Source organism: Allobosea sp. TAB14 (assembly GCF_052113865.1).
Taxonomy (GTDB): Bacteria; Pseudomonadota; Alphaproteobacteria; order Rhizobiales; family Beijerinckiaceae; genus Allobosea; species Allobosea spartocytisi.
Genome location: NZ_JBFRDQ010000008.1, coordinates 18,951 through 39,665, shown reverse-complemented (window position 1 = coordinate 39,665; position 20,715 = coordinate 18,951). Strand labels below are relative to the sequence as shown.

Below are 20,715 nucleotides of genomic sequence, written 5' to 3'. Positions count from 1 at the left end.
CGGGTGGCGGGGGCTGGGATGCTCGGCAGGCGAGCGGCCGCCACAGCAGGCCGGGAGCCGAAGGCCCAGCTTGCCGTGGCGGGGATCGTCTCAATTGGTCGAGGCGGGCTTCCAGTCGCGCGGATAGATCGGGAACGGGAAGTACTTCTTGCTGAACGTATCCAGCGTGCCGTCCTCGGTCATCGCGGCGATCGCCTTGTCGACCTTGGCGAGCAGCGCTTCGTTGCCTTTGCGCAGGCCGACGCCGGCACCGGCGCCGAACAGCTTGTCGTCGGAGACTTCAGGCCCGACGAAGCCGAAGCCCGCGCCGTCCGGCTTGCTGAGGAAGGCCTCGTGCGCCTTCATCGGGTTCGTCATGATGGTGTCGACGCGCCCGGCCTTGATGTCGAGGAACAGCGCTTCGACGGTGTCGTAGCGCATGACGTTGGCGCTCGGCATCTTGGCCTTCAGCCAGTCGTCATAGGTGGTCGAACGCTGCAGGCCGACCTTGATCGACTTGAAGCCTTCCGGATTGAGCGACCCGTCCGGGTTGAACAAGGCGAGCTTGGCGCCCGTGGGAGCGACGAAGCGACCGACCGAGATGCGATACGGGCGCGAAAAATCGAGCTTCTTCTGGCGCTCCTCGGTGATGCCCATCGAGGCCACGATGAGATCGAATTTGTTGGCGAGGATCGCCGGGATCATGCCGTCCCATTTCTGGCAGACGAACTCGATCTTGTCGCCGAGGCGCTTGCCGATCTCGTTGGCAACGTCGACGTCGTAACCGGCATAGGCCCCGGTCGAATCGCGATAATTGAACGGGAATGACGTGCACTCGATGCCGACCTTGAGTTCGTCAGCCTGGGCCGCCGTTATCCCTGCCGACAGCCCCATCATCGCTGCGAATAACCATTTGACGCTGATCTTCATGATTGTCCCCTTTTTCTTAGGCGGCAGTCACGGTGCGAAAGTTCGTTTCGAGCTGCAGCCGATACCCGAGACTAATCACCAGATCGGGAATGAACCTATCATCCCAGAGGTTGATGCACTGCAGCAGCCGRGGCACGTCCCGCCACGAGCTCTAGCTTAAGAGGTGTTCGACCCAGTCCGCGAAGACGTGGAGGCGACGCGACAGGCGCCTGCACCTCCGGCGTCGCCCCGGCGACCCTGTACAACGCGATGACAGATTTAGCTTCATCGATCCGTTCGGCACCCGCGTCGCGCCCTGGGCGACGGGTCAATGGCTTGCTCTACGGCATCCTTGCCTGGATCCTCTCGATGATCCCCGTGATCGAGGGAGCCTTCTCCGCAACAACGCTTAGCAGTCAAAGCGAACGTTAAGCGTCGCCGTCAGGCCACATCCCTGAGAGCAGGCTGAGCCGGATATCCACGCCGGTGCGCATGTCGCCGGCAGCTGCGGCCGGCGCGTTCATGCCGCTAAGCTTTCAGAGCAGCGCAGGCCGCCGCGATGCGCGCGCAGGCCGCGTGCAGCCGGTCCGTCCCGGTCGCGAAGGAAATCCTGAAATAGGGCTCCAGCCCGAAGGCGACGCCGGGCACGGCCGCGACATTGGCGTCTGAGAGCAGATAGTCCACGAAGTCGGCGTCGTTGGCGATCACCCGCCCATCGGGACGCTTGCGGCCAATCAGCCCGGCGCAGGACGGGTAGAGGTAGAACGCGCCTTCCGGCGTCGCGCAACTCAGCCCCTCGATACGTGAGAAGGCCTCCAGGCAGAGGTCGCGGCGTGTCTGAAAGACGGCGTTGCGTTCGGCCAGGAAATCGAGCGGTCCGGTGAGCGCCGCCACGGCCGCCGCCTGCGAGACCGAGCTCGGATTGGTCGTGCTCTGCGATTGCAGCGTCGCCATCGCCTTGATGAGTTCTGACGGTCCTCCGGCGAAGCCGATGCGCCAGCCGGTCATGGCATAGGATTTGGAGACGCCATTGACCGTGAGCGTGCGCGAAAACAGGCGGGGCTCGACAGCGGCGATGGTGGCGAACTGCCAGCCATCGTAGCGTAGGTGCTCATACATGTCGTCGGTCAGGACATGCACGGCGGGAAAGTCGAGGAGAACCTCCGCCAGTCCCTTCAGTTCGGCGGCAGAATAGCCCGCCCCGGTCGGGTTGCTTGGCGAGTTCAGGATCAGCCATTTCGTCCGCTGGCTCAGCGCTGCGCGCAGGATGGCGGGGGTGAGCTTGAAGCCGCTGGCCTCGGGGCACAGCGGGATGACCGGCGTCCCGCCTGCCAGCCGCACCATATCCGGATAGGACACCCAATAGGGCGCGGGAACGACCACCTCGTCGCCGGCATCGAGCGTTGCGCACAACGCATTGTAGATCACCTGCTTGCCGCCCGTGCCGACGCTGACCATCGACGCGTCGTAGTTCAGCCCGTTCTCGCGCCTGAACTTGGCAGCGACGGCCGCCTTGAGCTCGGGCGTGCCGTCGACATCGGTGTATTTCGTCGCGCCCTTGTCGATCGCGGCCTTGGCGGCGGCCTTGATATGGTCCGGCGTGTCGAAATCGGGCTCGCCCTGCGACAAGCCGATGATGTCCTTGCCCTGGCGGCGCAGCTCCGCCGCGGTGCGGGTGATGGCGATGGTCGGCGAAGGCTTTACGGCCTTCAGCTTGGAGGAAAGCAGGCTCATCGAAGGCAGTCCTTTGTTGTTTTAAGCGCCCGGCGTCGCGGAACGGACCAGGGCGAGGCGCGGCGGCATGACCGCCGCAGAGCCGCTGCCGATCGTGAACGTCGCGATCAGCGTGTCGAGGCGACGCGTCTCGTCCGCCAGGACGGCGGCGGCGGCCGCGTTCTTCTCGGAGAGCGCGACGTTCTGCTGGGTGATGCCGTCCAGATGGGTGACCGCCTGATTCATCTCCTCGATGCCGTGCGCCTGCTCGTGCGACGCGGTCGAGATTTCGGAGACGGTGTCGGCAACCTGCTTCGAGGCCGCGACGATCTGCTCGAAGGTCGTCCCGGCCGAGCGCACCAGCTGCGCCCCCTGCCCGACCTCCTGCGTCGCCGTCGCGATCAGGCGCCCGATATCCTGGGAGGCCGTGCCGGAGCGCTGGGCCAGGGTGCGGACCTCCGAGGCGACGACGGCAAAACCCTTGCCGGCATCGCCGGCGCGGGCCGCCTCCACGGCGGCGTTGAGCGCCAATAGATTGGTCTGGAAGGCGATGTCGTCGATCACGCGGCTGATCTTGGCAATCTCCGCGCTGGCCTGCTCGATGCGCTCCATCGCCTGAACCGCATCGCGCACGATCGTGCCGCCCTGGGCCGCGACATTGGCGGCATCGCCGGCAGCGAGCGCGACCGTCGCGGCGAAATTCGCGCTGATCTTCACGGAGGCCGCCAGCTCCTCGGTGGTCGCGGCGGTCTCTTCGAGCGAAGCGGCCTGCTCCTCGGCGCGCCGCGAGAGTTCATCGGCTCCCGCATGGATGTCGCGCGCGGCCGAGGAGACCTGCGCGGTCGAGGACTGGATGCCGGAGAGCACCTGCGACAGGCGTGCGACCATGTCGTCGACCGAGCGGTCGAGCTCGGCGAAACGGCCCTGATGGCGGGTCGCGACAGAGCGCGTCAGGTCGCCCTTGGCGATGGCGGCCAGCGCCTCGGAGAATTCGGACACCACGCGGTCGACGACGGCGTTGATCTCGTTGATGCCGCTGACGAGCTTCTGCATCTCGGCATCGGCATGCTCGATCCTGAGCCGGGCGCTGAAATCGCCGGCCGCGGCGGCGGCGACGACGGCGCCGACATCGTTGACGATGGCGATCATCGATTCCGCGCGGGCCGATCTCTCGGCGGCGGCGGCGCGCTCCTGGGTTTCGAGAGCGCGGACGCGCACGAGATTGTCGCGGAACACCGACAGCGCCGCCGCCATCTCGCCGATCTCGTCCTTGCGCTGCTGCGCCGGGATCGTCGCGTCGAGGCGGCCCTCGGAGATCTCGCCCATCGCCTGGGTGATCTGGCGCACCGGCCGCGCGATCGAGCGGCCGATGCCGAACGAGACCGCGCAGCCGATGAGGATGACGACGGAGACGAGGATCAGTGCGCGGCTGGCCGCGCCGGCCATGGTGCTTTCCATCTCCGGCCCGACGATGGCAGCGCGCTGCTCCAACGCCGCGGCCGAGTGCTTGATCGCGGCGGAGCTGTCTTCGCCGATCTTGAGCAGCGCCTGGGCCGCTTCGGATTGGAGGCCGGCGCCCTTCAGGATCGCGATCTGCGCGATATAGCTGCCGAGCCCCTCATCCAGCGTGCCGACCAGGGCCGCGACGCCGCCGATATCGGCCGCAGCCTTCGCCACCGCGATGCTGGCGAGGCTGGCCTTCGCCGCCGTTTCGGCTTCGTCCAGCTTGCTCGGGTCGAGCGAGAGGCCGAACGCCTCGCCGGCAAGGCGCGCATCGCCGAAGCTGGCCTGCGCTGCGGCAAGCCCCGCCGCGGCGGTGGTGACCGAGCGGTAGCGCTGGAACAGCGCCAGCGAATCGCGGGCCGAGGCAATGGCGAACCAGCCCAGCACGGCGGACATCGCCAGAACGAACAGGAATCCGGCGGCGATCCTCGCCTGGAGTGTCACGCGCCCCTGCAATGCCGCCATCTCTATCCCCCGCCCTCATGTCGCCGATGGCGGCGTGACCGCCGCCATCGCAGCCCCCAATGCCGGGCTCAGCCCTTCTTGGTCGCCTCGTAGCGCGCCTTATTCTCGGCATTGGGCGGATAGAGGCCGGGCAGGACTGCGCCCTTCTCGACCTCGCTCATGATCCAGCCCTCGAGCCGCTCCTGCTCCGGGGCGAGCTCGACCACCGCGTCGACCAGCGCGGCCGGAATCAGCACGGCGCCGTCATCGTCGACCACGATCAGATCATCCGGATAGACGGCGACACCGCCGCAGGCGATCGGCTCCTGCCAGTTCACGAAGGTCAGCCCGGCCACGGAAGGCGGCGCCGCGGCCCCCTGACACCAGACCGGCAGCCCGGTGCCGAGCACGCCGGCAACGTCGCGCACCACGCCGTCCGTGATCAGCGCGGCGACGCCCTTCTTGGCCATGCGCGCGCAGAGGATGTCGCCGAAGATGCCGGCATCGGTCACGCCCATCGCATCGACGACGGCGATGCAGCCTTCCGGCATCGCCTCGATGGCGGCGCGGGTCGATCTCGGCGAGGACCAGGATTCCGGCGTGGCGAGGTCCTCGCGCGCCGGCACGAAGCGCAAGGTGAAGGCACGGCCGACGAGGCGCTTCTGGCCCGGCTTCAGCGGCTTGGTGCCGCGCAGCCAGACATTGCGCAGGCCCTTCTTGAGCAGGATCGTGGTCAGGGTCGCGGTGGTGACCTGCGACAGGATTTCGATGATCTTGGCGTCGTTGGACATGGGGTCGTGCTCGCTCGTTGCTTTGCGATGGGATGAAGGGTGAAGGGTGATCAGATGCTGGCGATCAGGCCGCCATCGACGCGGATCACGCTGCCGGTGAGGTAGGAGGCCCGCTCGGACGCCAGGAAGGCGACGGTATCGGCATATTCCTCGGGCCGGCCGTAGCGGCCGAGCGGGATCGAGCCGGTGCTCTCCGCCGAGACCTCCTCGACGCTGCGGTTCTCGCGCTTGGCCTTGGCCTCGTCGAGGAAGCGGATGCGGTCCGTGGCGATCCGGCCGGGCAGGATGATGTTGCTGGTGATGCCGTCGCGGCCGACCTCGCGCGCCAGCGTCTTCGACCAGCCGACCAGCGAGAGCCTGAGCGCGTTGGAGACGCCGAGATTGGGGATCGGCGCGACCACGCCGGACGAGGTCGAGGTGATGATGCGGCCCCATTGACGTGCGCGCATGCCGGGCAGGACCCGATCGGTCAGCGCGATCACCGACAGCACCATGGACTGGAAATGCTTCGCCCAGAGCTCGCTCGGCTGGCCGGAGGCCGGGGTCGGCGGCGGTCCGCCCGTATTGTTGACCAGGATGTCGACCGGGCCGAGCGCCTGCTCGATGCGCGAGACATTGGCGTCGATGACGGAAAGATCCCCGAGATCCCAGAGCAGGGCCTCGGCGGTGCCGCCCACGGCTTCGATCGCATCCGCCGCCCGCTCCAGCGCCGCGGCGTCGATGTCGGCGAGCGCGACCTTCACGCCCTCGCGGGCCAGCGCAAGGCTGATCGCGCCGCCCAGCCCGCCGCCGGCGCCGAGCACCAACGCCGTCTTTCCCGATATGCCGAAATCCATCCGAAACTCCCGATGATGCCGCGTCAGGTCATGCCTGCGCATGGGCGTCGACATAGCCGTCGACGAGATTGAGTCCGAGCAGGAACTCGGAGGTGAAACGGGTGCGGATCAGCGGCTCGACCGGAATCGCGCCCGCCAGGAACGCCTGCTCCTCCGCCCGCGCGGCGACGGCCTCGGCATGCGACACGCTGCGGAAGCACAGGGTGCTGCCCGGCCGGGCCTGCGCCAGGCGACCGAGATCGGGGCCGATGATGGTCGCGATCTTGGGGTAGCCGCCGGTCGACTGCCGGTCCGCCATCAGGATGATGGGCTGTCCTTCGCCGGGCACCTGAATCGCGCCCATGGCGATGCCGTCCGAGGTGATGTTGTAGCCGCGCAGATGGGTCAGCTTCGGCCCCTCGAGGAAGCAGGCCATGCGGTCGCCGCGCGCCGAAACCGTCCAGGGCCCCGCCAGGAAGGAGGCGATCTGGTCGGGGGCGAAGAAATCGTCCTGCGGCCCGAGGATGACGCGGATCGTCTCGGCCGGGCGCTCCAGCAGCGGCGCCTGGATCGCCCCCGCCGCGACCGACACCCTGGCCGGCGTGCCGGTCGCGAGCCTGTCGCCGGCCGCAAGCGCGCGCCCTTCGAGGCCGCCGATGCCTGTGCGCGTATGGGTCGAGGCCGAGCCCAGCACGAGCGGCAGGTCGAGCCCGCCGGCAACCGCGAGATAGCACCAGCACCCGGCCGCCCCGGCCCTGAGCCTCAGCTGGACTCCAGGCTCGAGACGCACAACCACGGCCGGCGGCAGGGCCTGCCCGTCCAGCGTCGCGGAAAAGGCGCCGCCCGCGACCGCGACGGTCAGCGGCGCCTCCTCGGCCGTGATCTCGATGCCGCCCAGCGAGACTTCGATGGCGGCCGCCCCAGCGGGATTGCCCAGCGCCCGGTTCGCGACCGCATGGGCGAGCGGATCCATCGGCCCCGCCCCGGTCACGCCATAGCGCAGATAGCCGTGCCGGCCGCCATCCTGCACGGTGGAGCCCGGGCCTGCCGAGAGGATGCTGAGCGTCCCGGTCATTGCCCCTGCCTCCGGGCCACCACCTCGCCGGCCTCGACGCGCCGGTCGAGCGCGGCGAAGGTGGCGGCATCGATGGGCTCGAAGCGGATGTCGTCGCCGGGCTCCATCAGGAAGGCGCTGGCGCGCTCGGGCGCATAGAGGCGTTCCGGCGTGCGCCCGACCACGTACCAGCCGGTCGGCATCGAGAAGGTGGCAATGGCGCTGAGCCCGCCGCCAACGAGCACGACCTTGCTGTCATGCGGCGGGCGCGGCTTCGTCCGCCGCGAGATCGCGATCTCGTCGGGCAGACCGCCCAGATAGGTGAAGCCCGGCGCGAAGCCGTACATATAGGCGCGATAGGTGGCACCCGCATGGATTTGCGCCGCTTTCTCGGCCGGCATGCCCATGATCTCCGCCATTTCGGCGAGATCCTCGCCATGCGGCGCCTCGTAGCAGCAGGGCACCGTCCACAGCACGGCCTTGCGCTCGCGCGTCTTGGGAGCCGACAGCCGCTCCTCGACCATCCCGACCAGCGCGTCGCGGGTGATCTGCAACGGGTCGTAATGGATCATCAGCGAGCGATAGGTCGGCACCAGCTCGCGCAGGCCCGTGGGCGCCGCCTCCGCGAGCGCGGCGTCGAGCGCGAGCACGCGGTCGCTGACTGCCGGGTCGACGCCGCTGCCGAACTCGACGACCAGCGCGGCTTCCCCCGCATCGAGAAAGCGCGGCGTGGCGTCCGAAGCGCTCATGCGAAGGCCGCGAGCGTGATGCCGGCCCGTTCCAGCGCCTTGCGCACATGGCGGGCCATCGTGACCGCATGGCTGGAATCGCCATGCACGCAGATCGACCTGACCGGCGTCGGCAGGCGCTTGCCCGTCGCGGTGACGATGACGCCTTCGGTGACCATCTCGATGACGCGGGCAGCAGCCTCCTCATGATCGGTGATCATCGCGCCGGGCTTGCTCCGCGCGATCAGCAGCCCTTCATCGGTGTAGCCGCGATCGGCGAAGATCTCCTGATAGGTCGTCAGCCCTGCCGCCTCGCCGGCCGCGACCTGCGCGGTCAGCGCCGTCGCCAGCAGGGCGAGGCTGGGATCGACCGCCTTCACCGCTCGCGCGATCGCATCGGCGACCGGGCGCTCCTCGCAGGCGATGTTGCCGAGCGCCCCGTGCGGCTTCACATAGCTGATGCGGTGGCCGGCATAGACCGCCAGCGCCTGCGCCGCGCCGAGCTGATAGGCGACGAGGCGCTCGATCTCTCCGGTCGAGAACGGGATGCGCCGGCGCCCGAACCCCCAGAGATCGGGAAAGCCGGGATGCGCGCCGATCGCCACGCCGCGCTCGCGCGCCACCGTGAACGCCTTCGCCATGATCTCCGGATCGCCCGCATGCAGGCCGCAGGCGACATTCGCCGAGGTGACGATGCCCAGCATGGCCTCGTCGTCGCCGCAGCTATAGGTCCCGAAGCCCTCGCCCAGATCGGAATTGAGATCGACGGACAGCATGGCCCACCCCGCTTGGTTGAATTGCCGAAACCGATGAGGGCGCCGCCTTGCGGCGCCCTCCTTTGCGTCACATGCCGAGATAGGCGCGCCGGATATCCGGGTTGTCGCGCACCTCGGCGGCCGTGCCGGAGAGGATCACCCTGCCGGTCTGCAGCACATAGGCACGATCGGCGATCTCCAGGCTCTCGGCCAGGCGCTGCTCGACCAGGAGCACGGTCACGCCGGCCTTGCGGATGGTCTCGACCGCCGCGAAGATCTCGTCGACCAGCTTGGGCATGATGCCCTGCGACGGCTCGTCGAGCATCAGGATGCGCGGGCGTGTCATCAGCGCCCGGCCGATGGCGAGCATCTGCTGCTCGCCGCCCGACAGGGTCGCGGCGCGTTGCGGCAGGCGCTCCTTCAGCCGCGGGAACAGGGCGAAGACCTGCTCCAGCGGCTGCTCGCGATCGGCCTTGGCCCGGTGCAGATAGCTCCCGAGCCTCAGATTGTCGGAGACCGAGAGCCGCGGGAACAACCGCTTGTTCTCGGGAACATAGGCGACGCCGCGCTTGGTGATCTCGTGGCCGGGCAGCCCGCTGATCGTTTCGCCGGCGAAGGAGACCGTGCCGGAGCGGGCCTTCTCCATGCCGGAGATGGTCTTCAGCAGGGTCGATTTGCCGGCCCCGTTGGCGCCCGCCACGACGACGATCTCGCCTTCAGCCACCGTCACCGAGATGTCGGAGATCGCGATCAGCCCGTCATAGGCCGTGGTCAGGGAGGAGACTTCAAGCAGCACGATGTCTCTCCCCCAGATAGGCGGTGATGACGGCGTCGTCGCGCACCACATCCCGCGGCTTGCCTTCGGCCAGCACCTTGCCGAGGTTGAGCACAACGGCGCGGTCGACCAGCGGCATGACGATTTCCATGACGTGCTCGACCATGACGACGGTGACGCCCTGGTCGCGCACCTTGCGCACCAGCTCGACCCCGAGCCGGGCCTCGCTCGGCGTGAGGCCGGTCATCACCTCGTCGAGCAGCAGGAGCTTGGGCTTGGTGGCGAGCGCGCGCGCCACCTCCAGCCTGCGCTTCTCAGGCGGCGTCAGCTCGCCGGCCGGCGCCGGGGCGCGCTGCTGCAGTCCGCAGAAGGCGAGCGTCTCATAGGCGACCCGGCGTGCCGCCGCGCTGCCCGGCTCCTTGGCGAAGGCGCCGACCATGACGTTGTCGAGCACGCTCATCGAGTCGAAGGAGCGCGGCACCTGGAAGGTCCGGGCGATGCCGAGCCGGCAACGCGCCGGCCCCGACAGCCTGGCGATGYCCTGCCCTTCGAAGCGGATGCTGCCCTCGTTCGGCGGAAATGCTCCGGCGATGAGGTTGAACAGGGTCGACTTGCCGGCGCCGTTGGGCCCGATCAGGCCGAGGATCTCGCCGCGGCGCACCTCGACCGAGACGTCGGAATTGGCGACCAGACCGCCGAAGCGCCGCGTCACATTCTGGACGTCGAGGAGGATGTCCGTGCTCATGAGCGCCCCTCCGCCTTCTGCCTCTTGCCCTGGAAGAGGCTGAGGATGCCTTCGGGCTTGGCGAGCGCGACCAGCATGATCAGGCCGCCATAGATGATCAGGTCGATGCCCGAGCCGGAGCCGCCGAGATAGGAGCGGGTGATCTCGGTGAGCGGGATCAGGATCGCGGCGCCGACGACGGGTCCCCAGAGCGTGCCGATGCCGCCCAGCACGGCCGGCAGGGCAAAGAGCAGCGAGAAACGGAAGCTCATCACGCTCTCCGGGTCGATATAGGCCAGGAAACTCGCATAGAAGGCGCCGCCGATCGCGGTGAAGAAGGCCGAGACCGCTGCCGCCGCCATCTTCGAGTGGAAGATCTCGACGCCGAGGCTTTCGGCGGCTTCCGGATTATCCTTGACCGCGCGCCACCAATAGCCCCAGCGCGAGCCTTCGATCAGGAAGGTGACGAACCAGGTGATCGCCAGCAAGGCGAGCGCGAGATGGATATAGGGCACCTTGTCGCGCGCGAACTGGAGCGTCGCCCAGCTGTCGGAGCCGAACGGCCACTGGATGCCGAGCGCGCCGCCGACGAAGTCCCAGTTATGGACCAGCAGCAGGCCGATCTCCGCGATGACGATGGTCGCGATCGAAAAGTAATGCCCCTTCAGGCGGAAGCAGGGATAGCCGAGCAGCAGCGCGATGGCGGCCGACAGGATGCCGCCGACCAGCATGCCGCCCCAGGGTACGACGCCATARGTGACAAAGAGCACCGAGGTGGCATAGGCCCCGATGCCGAAATAGAGCGCGTGGCCGAGCGAGATCTGGCCGCAATAGCCGCCGAGGATGTTCCAGCTCTGCGAGACGGCAGCGTAGAGCAGCGTCAGCACGAGCACGTTCTGGAGATAGACGTCCTTGATCGCGAAGGGAGAGACCGCGATCGCCGCGAACACCGCGGCGGCGACGAGGAGCTGGTTGCGGCGCCGCGGCAGCATGCCGAAGGCCGGAGGAAGGTTCAGGGCTTCGTCCGTCATCGTCACAGCTTTCCGAACAGGCCGCTCGGCCGGATGAAGACGACGCCGAGATAGAGCGCGAAGATGCCGAGGGATTTCATGGCGGGAGGCAGGAACGCCGCGGTGAGCGCCTCGACCAGGCCGACGATGACGCCGGCGACCAGCGCGCCGAAGACGCTGCCGAAGCCGCCGAGCGCCACGGTGACATAGGCGATCAGGCCGRAGGTCGCGCCGACCTGCGGGTGGATGTAATAGAAGATCGCGAGCACCGCGCCGGCAAGGCCGACGAGCGCGGCCCCCAGCCCCCAGCCCAGCGCAAAGACGCGGTTGCGGTCGATGCCGACCAGCGCGACGGCGCCCTGGTCCTCGCGCGTCGCCTCCAGCGCCTTGCCGAAATCGGTGCGCGACATCAGCAGGTAGAGCCCGCCGAAGGCCGCGATCGAAACCAGCCCGCCGAACATCTGCGGCCAGGGCAGGAAGACGCCGCCGAGGTCGAGCGTCTTGCCGCCGAGCCAGGAGTTGCCGATGCTGCGATAGTCGGGCGTCAGGAAGTACTGGGCTGCGCCCTGCAGCAGCGTCGCCAGGCCGAAGGTCGCGAAGATCTGCACCATGCCCTGATTGGCCTTCGCCCGCATCGCGAAGCGGACGATGCCGAGATAGGCCAGCGCGCCGACGCAGAAGAGCACCGCGGCGGCGACAGGGGCGAACAGCACGGGATCGAGCGCGGTGAACAGGAAGAGCCCGAAGACGACATACATCGCCGTCATCAGGAACTCGCCATGGGCGAAGTTCACCACATCCATCAAGCCGAAGATGAGCGAGAGGCCGACTGCGATCAGGGCGTAGATCAGCCCCATGAGCAGGCCGCTCGCAAGCACCTGGAGAAGTGCTTGCGTCGTCATGCCGGATTCCTTCCTGAAGTGAGGGTCAGCCGTTCATCGGCCAGATCGCATCCGCGATCGCGACCTCGCTCGGGAAGATGGTGACGAATTTGTCGCCGAGATATTGCAGCAGAACCGGGCTGGCCTCCGGGTTCTGGCCGTCCGGCCCGTATTTCACGCGCGCCCAGGGCATGATCGTGCTCGTGCCGGGAATGTCGGTGGCGGCGAGCGCGTCGCGGACCTTCGGGCCTTCGAGCGAGCCGGCGCGGTTGATCGCCTCGGCCAGCAGCAGCAGCCCCATGAGCTGGCGCGAGGTGTTGTCGTTCAGGTCGCGGGTCGAGCGCGCCTTGAACATGTCGTTGACGGTCTTGATGAACGGGCGCTTCGCCGCGAGATCGAGCGAGAAGCTGGCCCGGGTGATGGCGCCCTTCAGCTTGTCGCCGACGGCATCGTAGGTGACCTGCTCGGAGAAGCCGCTGGCCTGCGCGACGAGGTTCTTCGGCTTGAAGCCGAGCTCCGCCATCGTCTTGACCAGCAGCATCGCGTCGGTGGTGTAGGTCGAGGGCATCAGAACGTCGGGGTCGGCGCTCTTCAGCTGCTGCACCTCGGCCGTCAGGGACGGCGAGTTGGTGCGGTATTTGACGTCGGCGGCGATCTTGTAGCCCCGGTCATTGGCGAGCTTGCGCTGCGTGTTCGAGGAATCGACGCCGAAGATCGTGTCCTCGAAGAACAGCCCGACGCTGTCGATCTTCTTGCCCTTCTTCTTCTGCGCGTCGAAGAAGTCGAACATCGCGGCCGAGAACATCTCGTCCTGGGCGGCCGGACGGAAGAAGAACTTCATGTTGCGGCGCTGCAGGCTCGGCGAGGAGGAGTCGGCGCACAGGAAGGGGACGCCGTAGCGCTCGGTGACGGCGCTGACCGTGGCGGAGACGGAGGACTGGTAGCAGCCGATGATGGCCGAGACCTTCTCCTGCGTGATTAGGCGCTCGGCCTCGGCCCTGCCCTTCTGCGGATCGGCCTGGTGGTCGGCGAAGACGAGGCGGATCTTGGCCCCGCCCAACGCGGCAAGGCCAGCACCCTTGGCGGCGACGAGATCGAGCTGGTGGTCGTTGTTGATGATGTCGAGCGCAGTTTCGAAGGCGTTGCGCGCGTCGATGCCAACCTGCGCGCTCGCCCCGGACATCGGGTAGATCACGCCGATGGTGACTTCCTTGGGCGCCTGCGCCCGGGACGTGCCGGGATAGGCCAGCGAGCCGGCGGCGGCAGCGGACACGCCCGCCAGGAGCAATTCTCTACGATTCATGGCTTAAACCCCTCTTTGTTGATGACTGCACGGCTCTTTTTCGGCCGGCAGGGTGGTGGTGGAGATCAGATGACGGCGAACTCCGTGTTGCGCCGGTCGGTCACGAGCATGCAGCCGGGCGCATGGGTGATCGCGAAGGGCGGCTTCACTTTGGCTATGACGGATTGCGGGGTGACGCCGCAGGCCCAGAACACCGGCAGCTCGCCGGGCAGCACCTCGACGGCGTCGCCATAATCGGGCTGCGAGACGTCCCTGATGCCGATCAGGGCCGGGTCTCCAATATGCACCGGCGCGCCGTGCACGGCAGGGAAGCGCGAGGTGACCTGAATCGCCCGGATCGCATGGGCGGCCTTGAGGGGGCGCATGGAGACAACCATCGGGCCGCTGAAGGGGCCGGCCGGAACGCAGTCGATGCTGGTCCGGAACATCGGCACGCGTAGGCCGCGCTCGACATGGCGCAGCGGGATGCCTTCGTCGAGCAGGGCTTCCTCGAAGGAGAGCGAGCAGCCGATGACGAAGGAGACGAGGTCGTCGCGCCAATACTGGCCGACATCGCCGGTCTCGGCGACGAGCTCGCCATTCTCCCAGACGCGATAGCCCGGAAAATCGGTGCGGATGTCGAGATCCCGGCCGAGGACCGGCACCAGCGGGCTACCGACATCGGACACGCCGATGATGGGGCAAGGACGCGGATTGGCCTGGCAGAAGCGCAGGAAATCGCCGGCGAGATCGGCCGGCAGGATGGCGAGATTGCCCTGGACGAAGCCGGGAGCCAGGCCCGAGGTCGTTCCCTTCAGCGCTCCGCTGCGACAGGCGAGCCGAACCGACAGGGCCGAGCCGATGTCGAACGCGCCGGCCGCATGCTGCGATGCGGGCATGATCGTCGGCCTGCTCATCGTCTCCGCCATCCCCTCATCCCATTCGTTGCATCATGGGCGCACCGTCCGGCGCACACGTCCAATCGTGAATCCGTATCGATCGCCATAACGGGCCGTTATGCCGGAAGGCCGGCCGGCTGCCGTCCTTCCGGGCAGACGGGTCCGTGATCGGACAGCCGCGCGGAGGCTCCGCGTCTTGTGCAGCGCACTAAATTTGACGCACCGCGAACAAAATGAAAAATGCGTTTCTCTACTTTCGCTTTTAAGAAAAACTACAAATGGATACGCGCTTCCTGCAGACCCTGCTGACTGTCGCGGAGACGGGATCGCTCACCCGGACCGCACGGGCGCTGAACCTAACGCCCTCCGCCGTGATGCAGCGGATCAAGGTGCTGGAGGGCGAGATCGGCGCGCCTTTGATCCATCGCTCGGGCAATACGATGTGCGTGACGGCCGCCTGCGCCGCGATCCTGGAGGATGCCCGCTTCGTCGTCGGCACGGTGTCCCATATCAAGGCAGCGGCGGCGGGGCGCCAGGATGTCGGGCTGCTGCGGGTCGGCGTGATCCACACGGTGCTGAGCGGCCTCATGCCGGATGTGATGCTGGCGCTGCAGCGCAACCGACCGGGCATCGAGCTTTACATCCTGCCGGGTACGTCGACGGATCTCTATGCCAAGCTGGCCGCCGGTGAGCTCGACACGGCCATCATCGTCCAGCCGGCCTTCGCGATGCCGAAGACCCTGGAATGGACGCAGCTGCGGCAGGAGCCGCTGCTCCTGATCACGCCGCGGGAGACCGCGGAAAGCGACCCCGGGCTGCTGCTCAAGACCGAGCCCTTCATCCGCTACGACCGCAACCATTGGGGCGGCCGCGTCGTCGAGCAATATCTGCGCTCGAAGCGCATCGTGCCGCGCGAATTCCACGAGCTTGATTCGATCGAGGCGATCACCATTCTGGTCCATAGAGGGCTCGGTGTCGCGCTCATCCCGGACTGGCTGCCGCCCTGGCCGCAGGGCGTCGATGTCCGGAAGTTGCCGATCGTGGATGCGCCGAAGCGCTCGATCGGGCTGATCTGGCCGAAGGTTTCGCGGCGTCAGCCCCTGGTCCGGGCCTTTGCCGACGAGGTCCTGTGGGTGGCCGCGCGGCTCGGGATCGACCGAGCTTGAGGCGGGCTGCGAGCTCCGCCTTCAGAAGGCGCGGCTCGCCTCGTAGCTGCGCGCGATGTCCTGGGCGAGCTCGGCCATCGGGCGTGCGAGGCTGCCGCTCAGCGTCAGCGGAAAGGCAGCGGTGAAGACCAGATCCGGCAGGTCCAGCACCGTCTCGACGATACGCAGCCGGCCTTCCTTCAATTCGCGCTGCACCACGACCGGCGGGATCACGCTGACGCCGATCCTGTCTAGCGTCATCTGGACGATGGTCGTCAGAGACGAGTTGCCGAAGATGCGCGGCGGCGGCAGGGACGGATCGTTCAGCGCCTCGCGTAGGCGCGGATAGGGCGCCGTCGCCTTGGGGTAGGTGATCATCGGGAAATTGCGAAGCTCGGCGATGCTGAGCGGCTCCTCGCCGAGCACCATATCCGGGGAGGCGATCACGGCCAGTGAATAGGCGCATAGGTCGCAGCTCGCCATGGTCAGGTCGTCGATCGGGCCGAGCATGAAGGCGAGGTCGAGGTCGCCGCGGGCGAGCAGGTCGCGCATTGCCGGCGACACGTCCACCGTCAGATCGATGACGATGTTGGGATAGACAGCATGCGCGCGCTCCATGAACCGGCTGAGCCAGGTCTGCGCGATGGTCTCCGACACGCCCAGCCTGACGATGCCCTTCATGGCGACAGCCGAGCCGACCTCGGCCAGCATCTCCGTGCGCAGCAGCAGAAAGCGCTCCGCATATTGGACGAGCTTGCGGCCCTGATGGGTCAGGCTGATCGAACGGGCGTTGCGCTCGAACAATTTGACGCCGAGCTCCGCCTCCAGTGCCGCGATCCGCTGCGAGACCGAGGGCTGCGTGGTGTTGGCGCGCTCGGCCGCGCGGCTGAAGCTGTTCAGCTCCGCGACCCAGTAGAACAGCTCGAGGCTGCGGAAATCGGTCATCTCAGGCGGCGCCCCGCTCGCTTGCCGGCCGGCCGATCGCCGCCGGCCGCTCCAGGCAGGCTAGCATGATTGGCCCCTCGCCTGGGACTGCGGCGGCGCTTCACGCATCCGGTTCCAAACATCCGAGGCGATGCCGGACCGCCCCGGTCACTTCACCTGCCGCCAGTCGCCGCGATCGCCCTTCCAGTTGACCGAATGCCCCAGCGCGCGCAGCACCGAGCCCCGCAGGCTGCGCACGAGCCCTTCCCATTCGCGGGCGGAGATGCCGTCGACCGCCGGCTCCGGCGCCATGAACATGCCGTCGACACCGCCACCAGCGACGCATTGCTCGATGCAGCGCGTTTCGAGCTCCGGCTCATGGAACACGACCTCGTTCTCCAGCAACCCCGCAAGCGCCGCGATGATGCCGGTCGCGCCCCAGTTCGAGACATTGGAGATCACGAGATGGCTCGCCGCCGTCGCTGCCGCGACGCCGCCCCGGCCGGGAATGCCGCAATCAGCGGCCTTGGGCGAGAAGCCCGGCAGATCCTCGGCAAGCACGCCCATGCCCAGCTCATTGCCGCCGTCGCCGATGCCGATGAAGGGCAGGCCGAGCTCCTTTCCGGTGCGGAACAGATAGTCGAGATCGCCGACCATGCCGTCGAGCGGGCGCCCGCCGAGCCCGTGATAGAGCCCGTTCGCATTGGCGCCGGGGCGCTCGATCGCGATCATCAGGCTCGGCCGCGTTCGCTCCAGCAGATCGTCGCTCACCGCGCGGCAGCCCTCGGCGTCCTTCGGTACCGTGCGGATATAGACCGGGCGCAGGAAGGCGATCGGCTCGATCACGCCCGAGACGGGGAACGGCATCGGGGCGAGGCCGGCGCCGAGGCAGGTCTGGCGCATCATCGCCTCCCAATCCTCGTCGACGACGATGACGCTTTCGACGCCGAGCCCGAGGAACAGCGCTCGCGCCAGCAGCGCCGCGCCGACCGGGCCGTCGGTCTCCGGCACGCCGCCGCCCTCCGGGAAACCGGTGGCGATCAGGACGGGGCCGCCCTTCTCCCTGACCCTGTTCACGATGATCTCGGCCGCGCCCATGCAGATCGGCCCCTGCTGACGCCGTTCGAGCGCGCCGCGGAGATGGTCGATCAGGCCGACGCCAGTGAGGTCGATCGTCATGAAGCGGTCGATCGTGGCGGCGAGGCGATCGTAGAGCGGCATTTCTTTCGACAGCATGGCGGTTCGGTATCTTTCAGGAACGGAAGGTTTCAGAGCCTCTCTGGACATTCCCTCAACCCTCATCCCGAGCAGCCATTCCGTCAGAAAGGGCGTTCAAAGGAGGCTTGAGGAGGCTCCGGAATCATTTGGAATCATCCTTCGAGAGGCTGCTTTGCAGCTTCTCGGGATGAAAAGTGAGTTTCCAAACAGGAGCTCAGACGGCGATGCACCGGGCGAATGTGTCGTGGTCGACATTCCCGCCGCTCAGCACCAGAGCAACGGTCTTGCCGGCGACGTCGAGCTTGCCGGCGAGCGCCGCGGCCAGGGGGGCGACGCCGCCGGGCTCGACCACCAGCTTCAGCAAATCATAGGCGAGCCGCATGGCGCGGCAGACCTCGTCATCGGTGACGGCGACGGCACCGGCCAGCAGCGCCTGGTTGACCGGGAAGGTCAGCTCTCCGGGGGTCGCGACCTGCAGCGCGTCGCACAGGCTCCGGGCGCCGGGCGCATTGCTCTCGCGCCGGCCGGACGCGAGCGAGCGGGCGGTGTCGTCGAAACCGGCGGGCTCCACGCAGAACACGCGCGTATCGGGGGAGGCGCCGTTCATCGCGATGGCGCAGCCCGCCGCCAGCCCGCCACCGCTGCAGCTCACCGCGAGCATCTCGAGCGAAACGCCGCGCTCGCGAGCCTGCTCGGCGAGTTCCAGCGCGACCGTACCCTGCCCCGCCATGATGTCGGGATCGTCATAGGGTGGGATGATCACGGCGCCGGTGGCGGCCGCGATCTCGGCCCCGATCGTCTCGCGCACTTCCGTCGCGCGATCATAGAGGCGTACCGTACCGCCGAACCGCTCGGCGCCCTCGATCTTGGTGCGCGGCGCGTCCGAGGGCATCAGGATCGTCGCCTTGATGCCGTTGCGCGCGGCGACGGCGGAGATCGCCAGCGCATGGTTGCCCGAGGACCAGGCGACGATGCCGCCCTTCCGCTCAGCCGGGGTCATGCGCGAGACGCGGTTGAGCGCGCCGCGGAACTTGAACGAACCCGTGGTCTGCAGCGTCTCGGCCTTCAACAGGACTTTTGCGGAGAGGATGCGATCAAGCTCGTCATTCGCGATGAGCGGCGTTCTGACAACATGGTCGGAGATCCGAAGAGCCGCCGCTGCGACGTCACGAAACTCGACGCAAAGCCGAAGATCTTCACTGATCTTTACTTGAGTTCTTCCGCTCATCTATTTTATCCCGTCAGTAATTATTCAGACAAGCTATTTAAATCCGTAACGCGGTCAAATTCTCAATCGCGATGGGAGTGGATAAGGTCTGCTTATCGATTGGGCGGCGCCGAATTGGACGCTTAGCGCGAACCGTTCAGCTGCACCGCTGGTCGCACGGCGTTGTCAGGTTAACTGCCGCGAGCGCCAAGAGATGGGGCCGCCGCCCCCTCCAACGCGAACCCATGCGCCGCCCAGCCTGGCGGCGCAGGTCGCGGTGTAGCCCGATCAAGCGTCGAGCGATCTACCGGCCAGTCCGTCTTCAGCCCGGCTCTCGAACGATTGTCCGGCATGATCGTAGCTGAAAAGACCAGCAAAACGAGCCTCGAAACAAATCAACATGCACCTGCATACATTTGTACTTGACGTGCGACGTCAGCACGATATGCCCCGGTGAGGCTACGGCGCTGCCTCAGGTCGGTCGAGCCGCTGGAGGTGATCAATGAGCGAGCAGTCTTTCGAACAGAACCGCTCTGAAAAGCTGGCGAGTTTTGTCGCCGGCGCACGCGGACGAGTCCTGCCGGAAGCGGTGCGGGATGCCGGCAGGCAAGCTCTCGCCGACTTCATCGCCGTCTCGGTGGCCGGCCATCAGGACGGCGCCGTCGAAGCCCTCCGCGCGGTCGCCGCCAACTGGAACGCGCCGGGCGGGGCGCGCATCTTTCTAGGTTCGAAAACCCAGCCGGCGATCGCGGCATTGCTCAACGGAACCATGACCCACGCCATGGACCTCGACGACGTGCACTACGCCGGCGGTGGACATCCCAGCGGCCCCTGCTGGTCGGCCGCGCTCAGCCTGGCGGAACATCACGAGGTCGACGACGAGACCGCCCTCCGTGCTTTCGTCACCGGATATGAAGTCATGGCGCGGCTCGGCGGCGGGGGGCAGCAGGGTGTGGGCCGCACACTTCAGCACCATGGCTTCCACCCGACATCGATATTCGGCCGAGCCGGTGCCGCGGCCAGTGCGAGCGTTCTCCTGGATCTCGACCAGGATCAGGTGGCGAACGCGCTTGGTGTCGCCGCCACAACCGCAGGCGGGCTCGTCGGCTCGTTCGGCACACATTCCAAGCCGTTCCATGCGGGCAAGGCAGCCATGGACGGCGTTATGGCCGCAGAAATGGCGCGTTCGGGCTTCGTGTCCGGGCAGAACCTCTTCGAGCGCGACAAGGGGCTGCTGCCGAGCTTCCTGAAGGGAGCGGAGTTTGTGCTGCCGGAGCTGGACTTCGACGAACAGTGGTACGTCCTGCGCAATGGCTACAAGCGCTTCGCGAGCTGCCGCGCGACGCATGCCGCGGCTGAAGCCGCCCTGAGCGTCAAGGATCAGGTCGGGAACAGGACGGTCACCAGGATTCAGGCCTTCGTCAATCCGATTGCGCTGGTGGCCGCAGGCAACCCCGCGCCCAGAACGGGCCTGGAAGCCCGTTTCAGCACCTATTGCTGCATTGCCATGGGTCTCGCCGGGTACCGCCTCTCCGCTTTCGATTTTACCGATGAGATGGTTGCGGATCCGGCGGTTTCGGAACTCCTGCCCAAAATCGAGTGCATTCCCGTCAAGGGGCAGTCGGAGGTGGCCGCGAAGCTGCTGATCGATCTCTCGGACGGGCAGCAGATGGAGGCCTCGGTCGATATCGTCCTCGGTCACCCCGACCGGCCGCTGAACTGGGCCCAGATTCAAGACAAGTTCGAAGGGCTTGTCGCGCCGGTTCTGGGAGACGAGAGGGCAGACGAGCTGTTCAAGGCGGTCACGGGCTTCGCCACGAACGACAGGCTGTCTATTCCAAGAATTTCCGCCTTGCTTGAGGCCCGGCAGCACTGAAGCCCATCGCCTGGGCCGCCCTCAGAGCGGTCAGGCCCGTGGCATCTTGGCCGGTTTCGGGCATCCGTGCTAACCGCACTGCT

19 protein-coding genes are annotated in these 20,715 nt (G+C 67.3%); 2 read left to right on the top strand and 17 right to left on the bottom strand.

Annotated features, from left to right (window positions below; genetic code table 11):
* Window positions 1-90: 90 nt before the first annotated feature.
* From AB4Y99_RS02385 to AB4Y99_RS02320, 14 genes are all read right to left on the bottom strand, one after another.
* On the bottom strand, window positions 91-909 hold the full coding sequence (locus AB4Y99_RS02385) for a transporter substrate-binding domain-containing protein (protein WP_441522224.1): 819 nt from the start codon (window positions 907-909) through the stop codon (window positions 91-93).
* A 507-nt stretch (window positions 910-1,416) separates the two neighbouring features.
* Window positions 1,417-2,622, bottom strand: a complete 1,206-nt coding sequence (locus tag AB4Y99_RS02380) for a pyridoxal phosphate-dependent aminotransferase (protein WP_038362699.1) — start codon at window positions 2,620-2,622, stop codon at window positions 1,417-1,419.
* Between the two features lie 21 nt (window positions 2,623-2,643).
* A complete protein-coding gene (locus tag AB4Y99_RS02375) occupies window positions 2,644-4,569 on the bottom strand; it encodes a methyl-accepting chemotaxis protein (protein ID WP_113254318.1) in 1,926 nt (641 codons plus the stop codon).
* A gap of 68 nt (window positions 4,570-4,637) precedes the next feature.
* Complete coding sequence (locus tag AB4Y99_RS02370; protein WP_038362697.1) at window positions 4,638-5,339, bottom strand: ribonuclease activity regulator RraA; 702 nt, start codon at window positions 5,337-5,339, stop codon at window positions 4,638-4,640.
* A gap of 50 nt (window positions 5,340-5,389) precedes the next feature.
* Window positions 5,390-6,175, bottom strand: a complete 786-nt coding sequence (locus AB4Y99_RS02365; protein ID WP_441522223.1) for an SDR family oxidoreductase — start codon at window positions 6,173-6,175, stop codon at window positions 5,390-5,392.
* A gap of 28 nt (window positions 6,176-6,203) precedes the next feature.
* On the bottom strand, window positions 6,204-7,229 hold the full coding sequence (locus AB4Y99_RS02360) for a 5-oxoprolinase subunit C family protein (RefSeq protein ID WP_038362693.1): 1,026 nt from the start codon (window positions 7,227-7,229) through the stop codon (window positions 6,204-6,206).
* Window positions 7,226-7,957: a 5-oxoprolinase subunit B family protein gene (locus AB4Y99_RS02355; RefSeq protein ID WP_441522222.1), complete on the bottom strand. Its 732-nt coding sequence runs from the start codon at window positions 7,955-7,957 to the stop codon at window positions 7,226-7,228. Before AB4Y99_RS02355 ends, AB4Y99_RS02360 begins: the two co-directional genes overlap by 4 nt.
* Window positions 7,954-8,712, bottom strand: coding sequence for a LamB/YcsF family protein (locus tag AB4Y99_RS02350; protein ID WP_441522221.1), 759 nt, complete (start codon window positions 8,710-8,712; stop codon window positions 7,954-7,956). Before AB4Y99_RS02350 ends, AB4Y99_RS02355 begins: the two co-directional genes overlap by 4 nt.
* 67 nt (window positions 8,713-8,779) lie before the next feature.
* The gene (locus tag AB4Y99_RS02345) at window positions 8,780-9,487 is read right to left on the bottom strand and encodes an ABC transporter ATP-binding protein (protein ID WP_113254314.1); all 708 of its coding nucleotides are present in this window, start codon (window positions 9,485-9,487) and stop codon (window positions 8,780-8,782) included.
* Entirely contained in the window at window positions 9,477-10,211 is a 735-nt protein-coding gene (locus AB4Y99_RS02340) for an ABC transporter ATP-binding protein (protein ID WP_441522220.1), read from the bottom strand. The genes AB4Y99_RS02345 and AB4Y99_RS02340 overlap by 11 nt, the downstream gene beginning before the upstream one ends.
* A complete protein-coding gene (locus AB4Y99_RS02335; RefSeq protein ID WP_191124220.1) occupies window positions 10,208-11,221 on the bottom strand; it encodes a branched-chain amino acid ABC transporter permease in 1,014 nt (337 codons plus the stop codon). Before AB4Y99_RS02335 ends, AB4Y99_RS02340 begins: the two co-directional genes overlap by 4 nt.
* Window positions 11,222-11,223: 2 nt before the next feature.
* Entirely contained in the window at window positions 11,224-12,102 is an 879-nt protein-coding gene (locus AB4Y99_RS02330) for a branched-chain amino acid ABC transporter permease (protein WP_441522219.1), read from the bottom strand.
* Between the two features lie 25 nt (window positions 12,103-12,127).
* A complete protein-coding gene (locus tag AB4Y99_RS02325; protein WP_441522218.1) occupies window positions 12,128-13,384 on the bottom strand; it encodes an ABC transporter substrate-binding protein in 1,257 nt (418 codons plus the stop codon).
* 65 nt (window positions 13,385-13,449) lie between these two features.
* On the bottom strand, window positions 13,450-14,262 hold the full coding sequence (locus tag AB4Y99_RS02320) for a putative hydro-lyase (RefSeq protein ID WP_051988140.1): 813 nt from the start codon (window positions 14,260-14,262) through the stop codon (window positions 13,450-13,452).
* Window positions 14,263-14,540: 278 nt separating this feature from the next.
* Between AB4Y99_RS02320 and AB4Y99_RS02315 the strand changes: the two genes are divergently transcribed.
* Window positions 14,541-15,428 carry a LysR family transcriptional regulator gene (locus AB4Y99_RS02315; protein WP_441522217.1) on the top strand — a complete coding sequence of 296 codons (888 nt, stop codon included), beginning with the start codon at window positions 14,541-14,543 and terminating at the stop codon, window positions 15,426-15,428.
* A gap of 21 nt (window positions 15,429-15,449) precedes the next feature.
* On the opposite strand, the gene AB4Y99_RS02310 is transcribed toward AB4Y99_RS02315, so the two are convergent.
* The 3 genes from AB4Y99_RS02310 to AB4Y99_RS02300 form a co-directional block, all read right to left on the bottom strand.
* Window positions 15,450-16,352, bottom strand: a complete 903-nt coding sequence (locus AB4Y99_RS02310) for a LysR family transcriptional regulator (RefSeq protein WP_112761619.1) — start codon at window positions 16,350-16,352, stop codon at window positions 15,450-15,452.
* A gap of 147 nt (window positions 16,353-16,499) precedes the next feature.
* Window positions 16,500-17,567, bottom strand: coding sequence for a glutamate cyclase domain-containing protein (locus tag AB4Y99_RS02305; protein ID WP_441522216.1), 1,068 nt, complete (start codon window positions 17,565-17,567; stop codon window positions 16,500-16,502).
* A 196-nt stretch (window positions 17,568-17,763) separates the two neighbouring features.
* Window positions 17,764-18,777: a threonine ammonia-lyase gene (locus AB4Y99_RS02300; protein WP_441522215.1), complete on the bottom strand. Its 1,014-nt coding sequence runs from the start codon at window positions 18,775-18,777 to the stop codon at window positions 17,764-17,766.
* Between the two features lie 481 nt (window positions 18,778-19,258).
* On the opposite strand from AB4Y99_RS02300, the gene AB4Y99_RS02295 reads away from it, so the two are divergent.
* The gene (locus AB4Y99_RS02295) at window positions 19,259-20,632 is read left to right on the top strand and encodes an MmgE/PrpD family protein (RefSeq protein WP_191124223.1); all 1,374 of its coding nucleotides are present in this window, start codon (window positions 19,259-19,261) and stop codon (window positions 20,630-20,632) included.
* The last annotated feature ends 83 nt before the right edge of the window (window positions 20,633-20,715 follow it).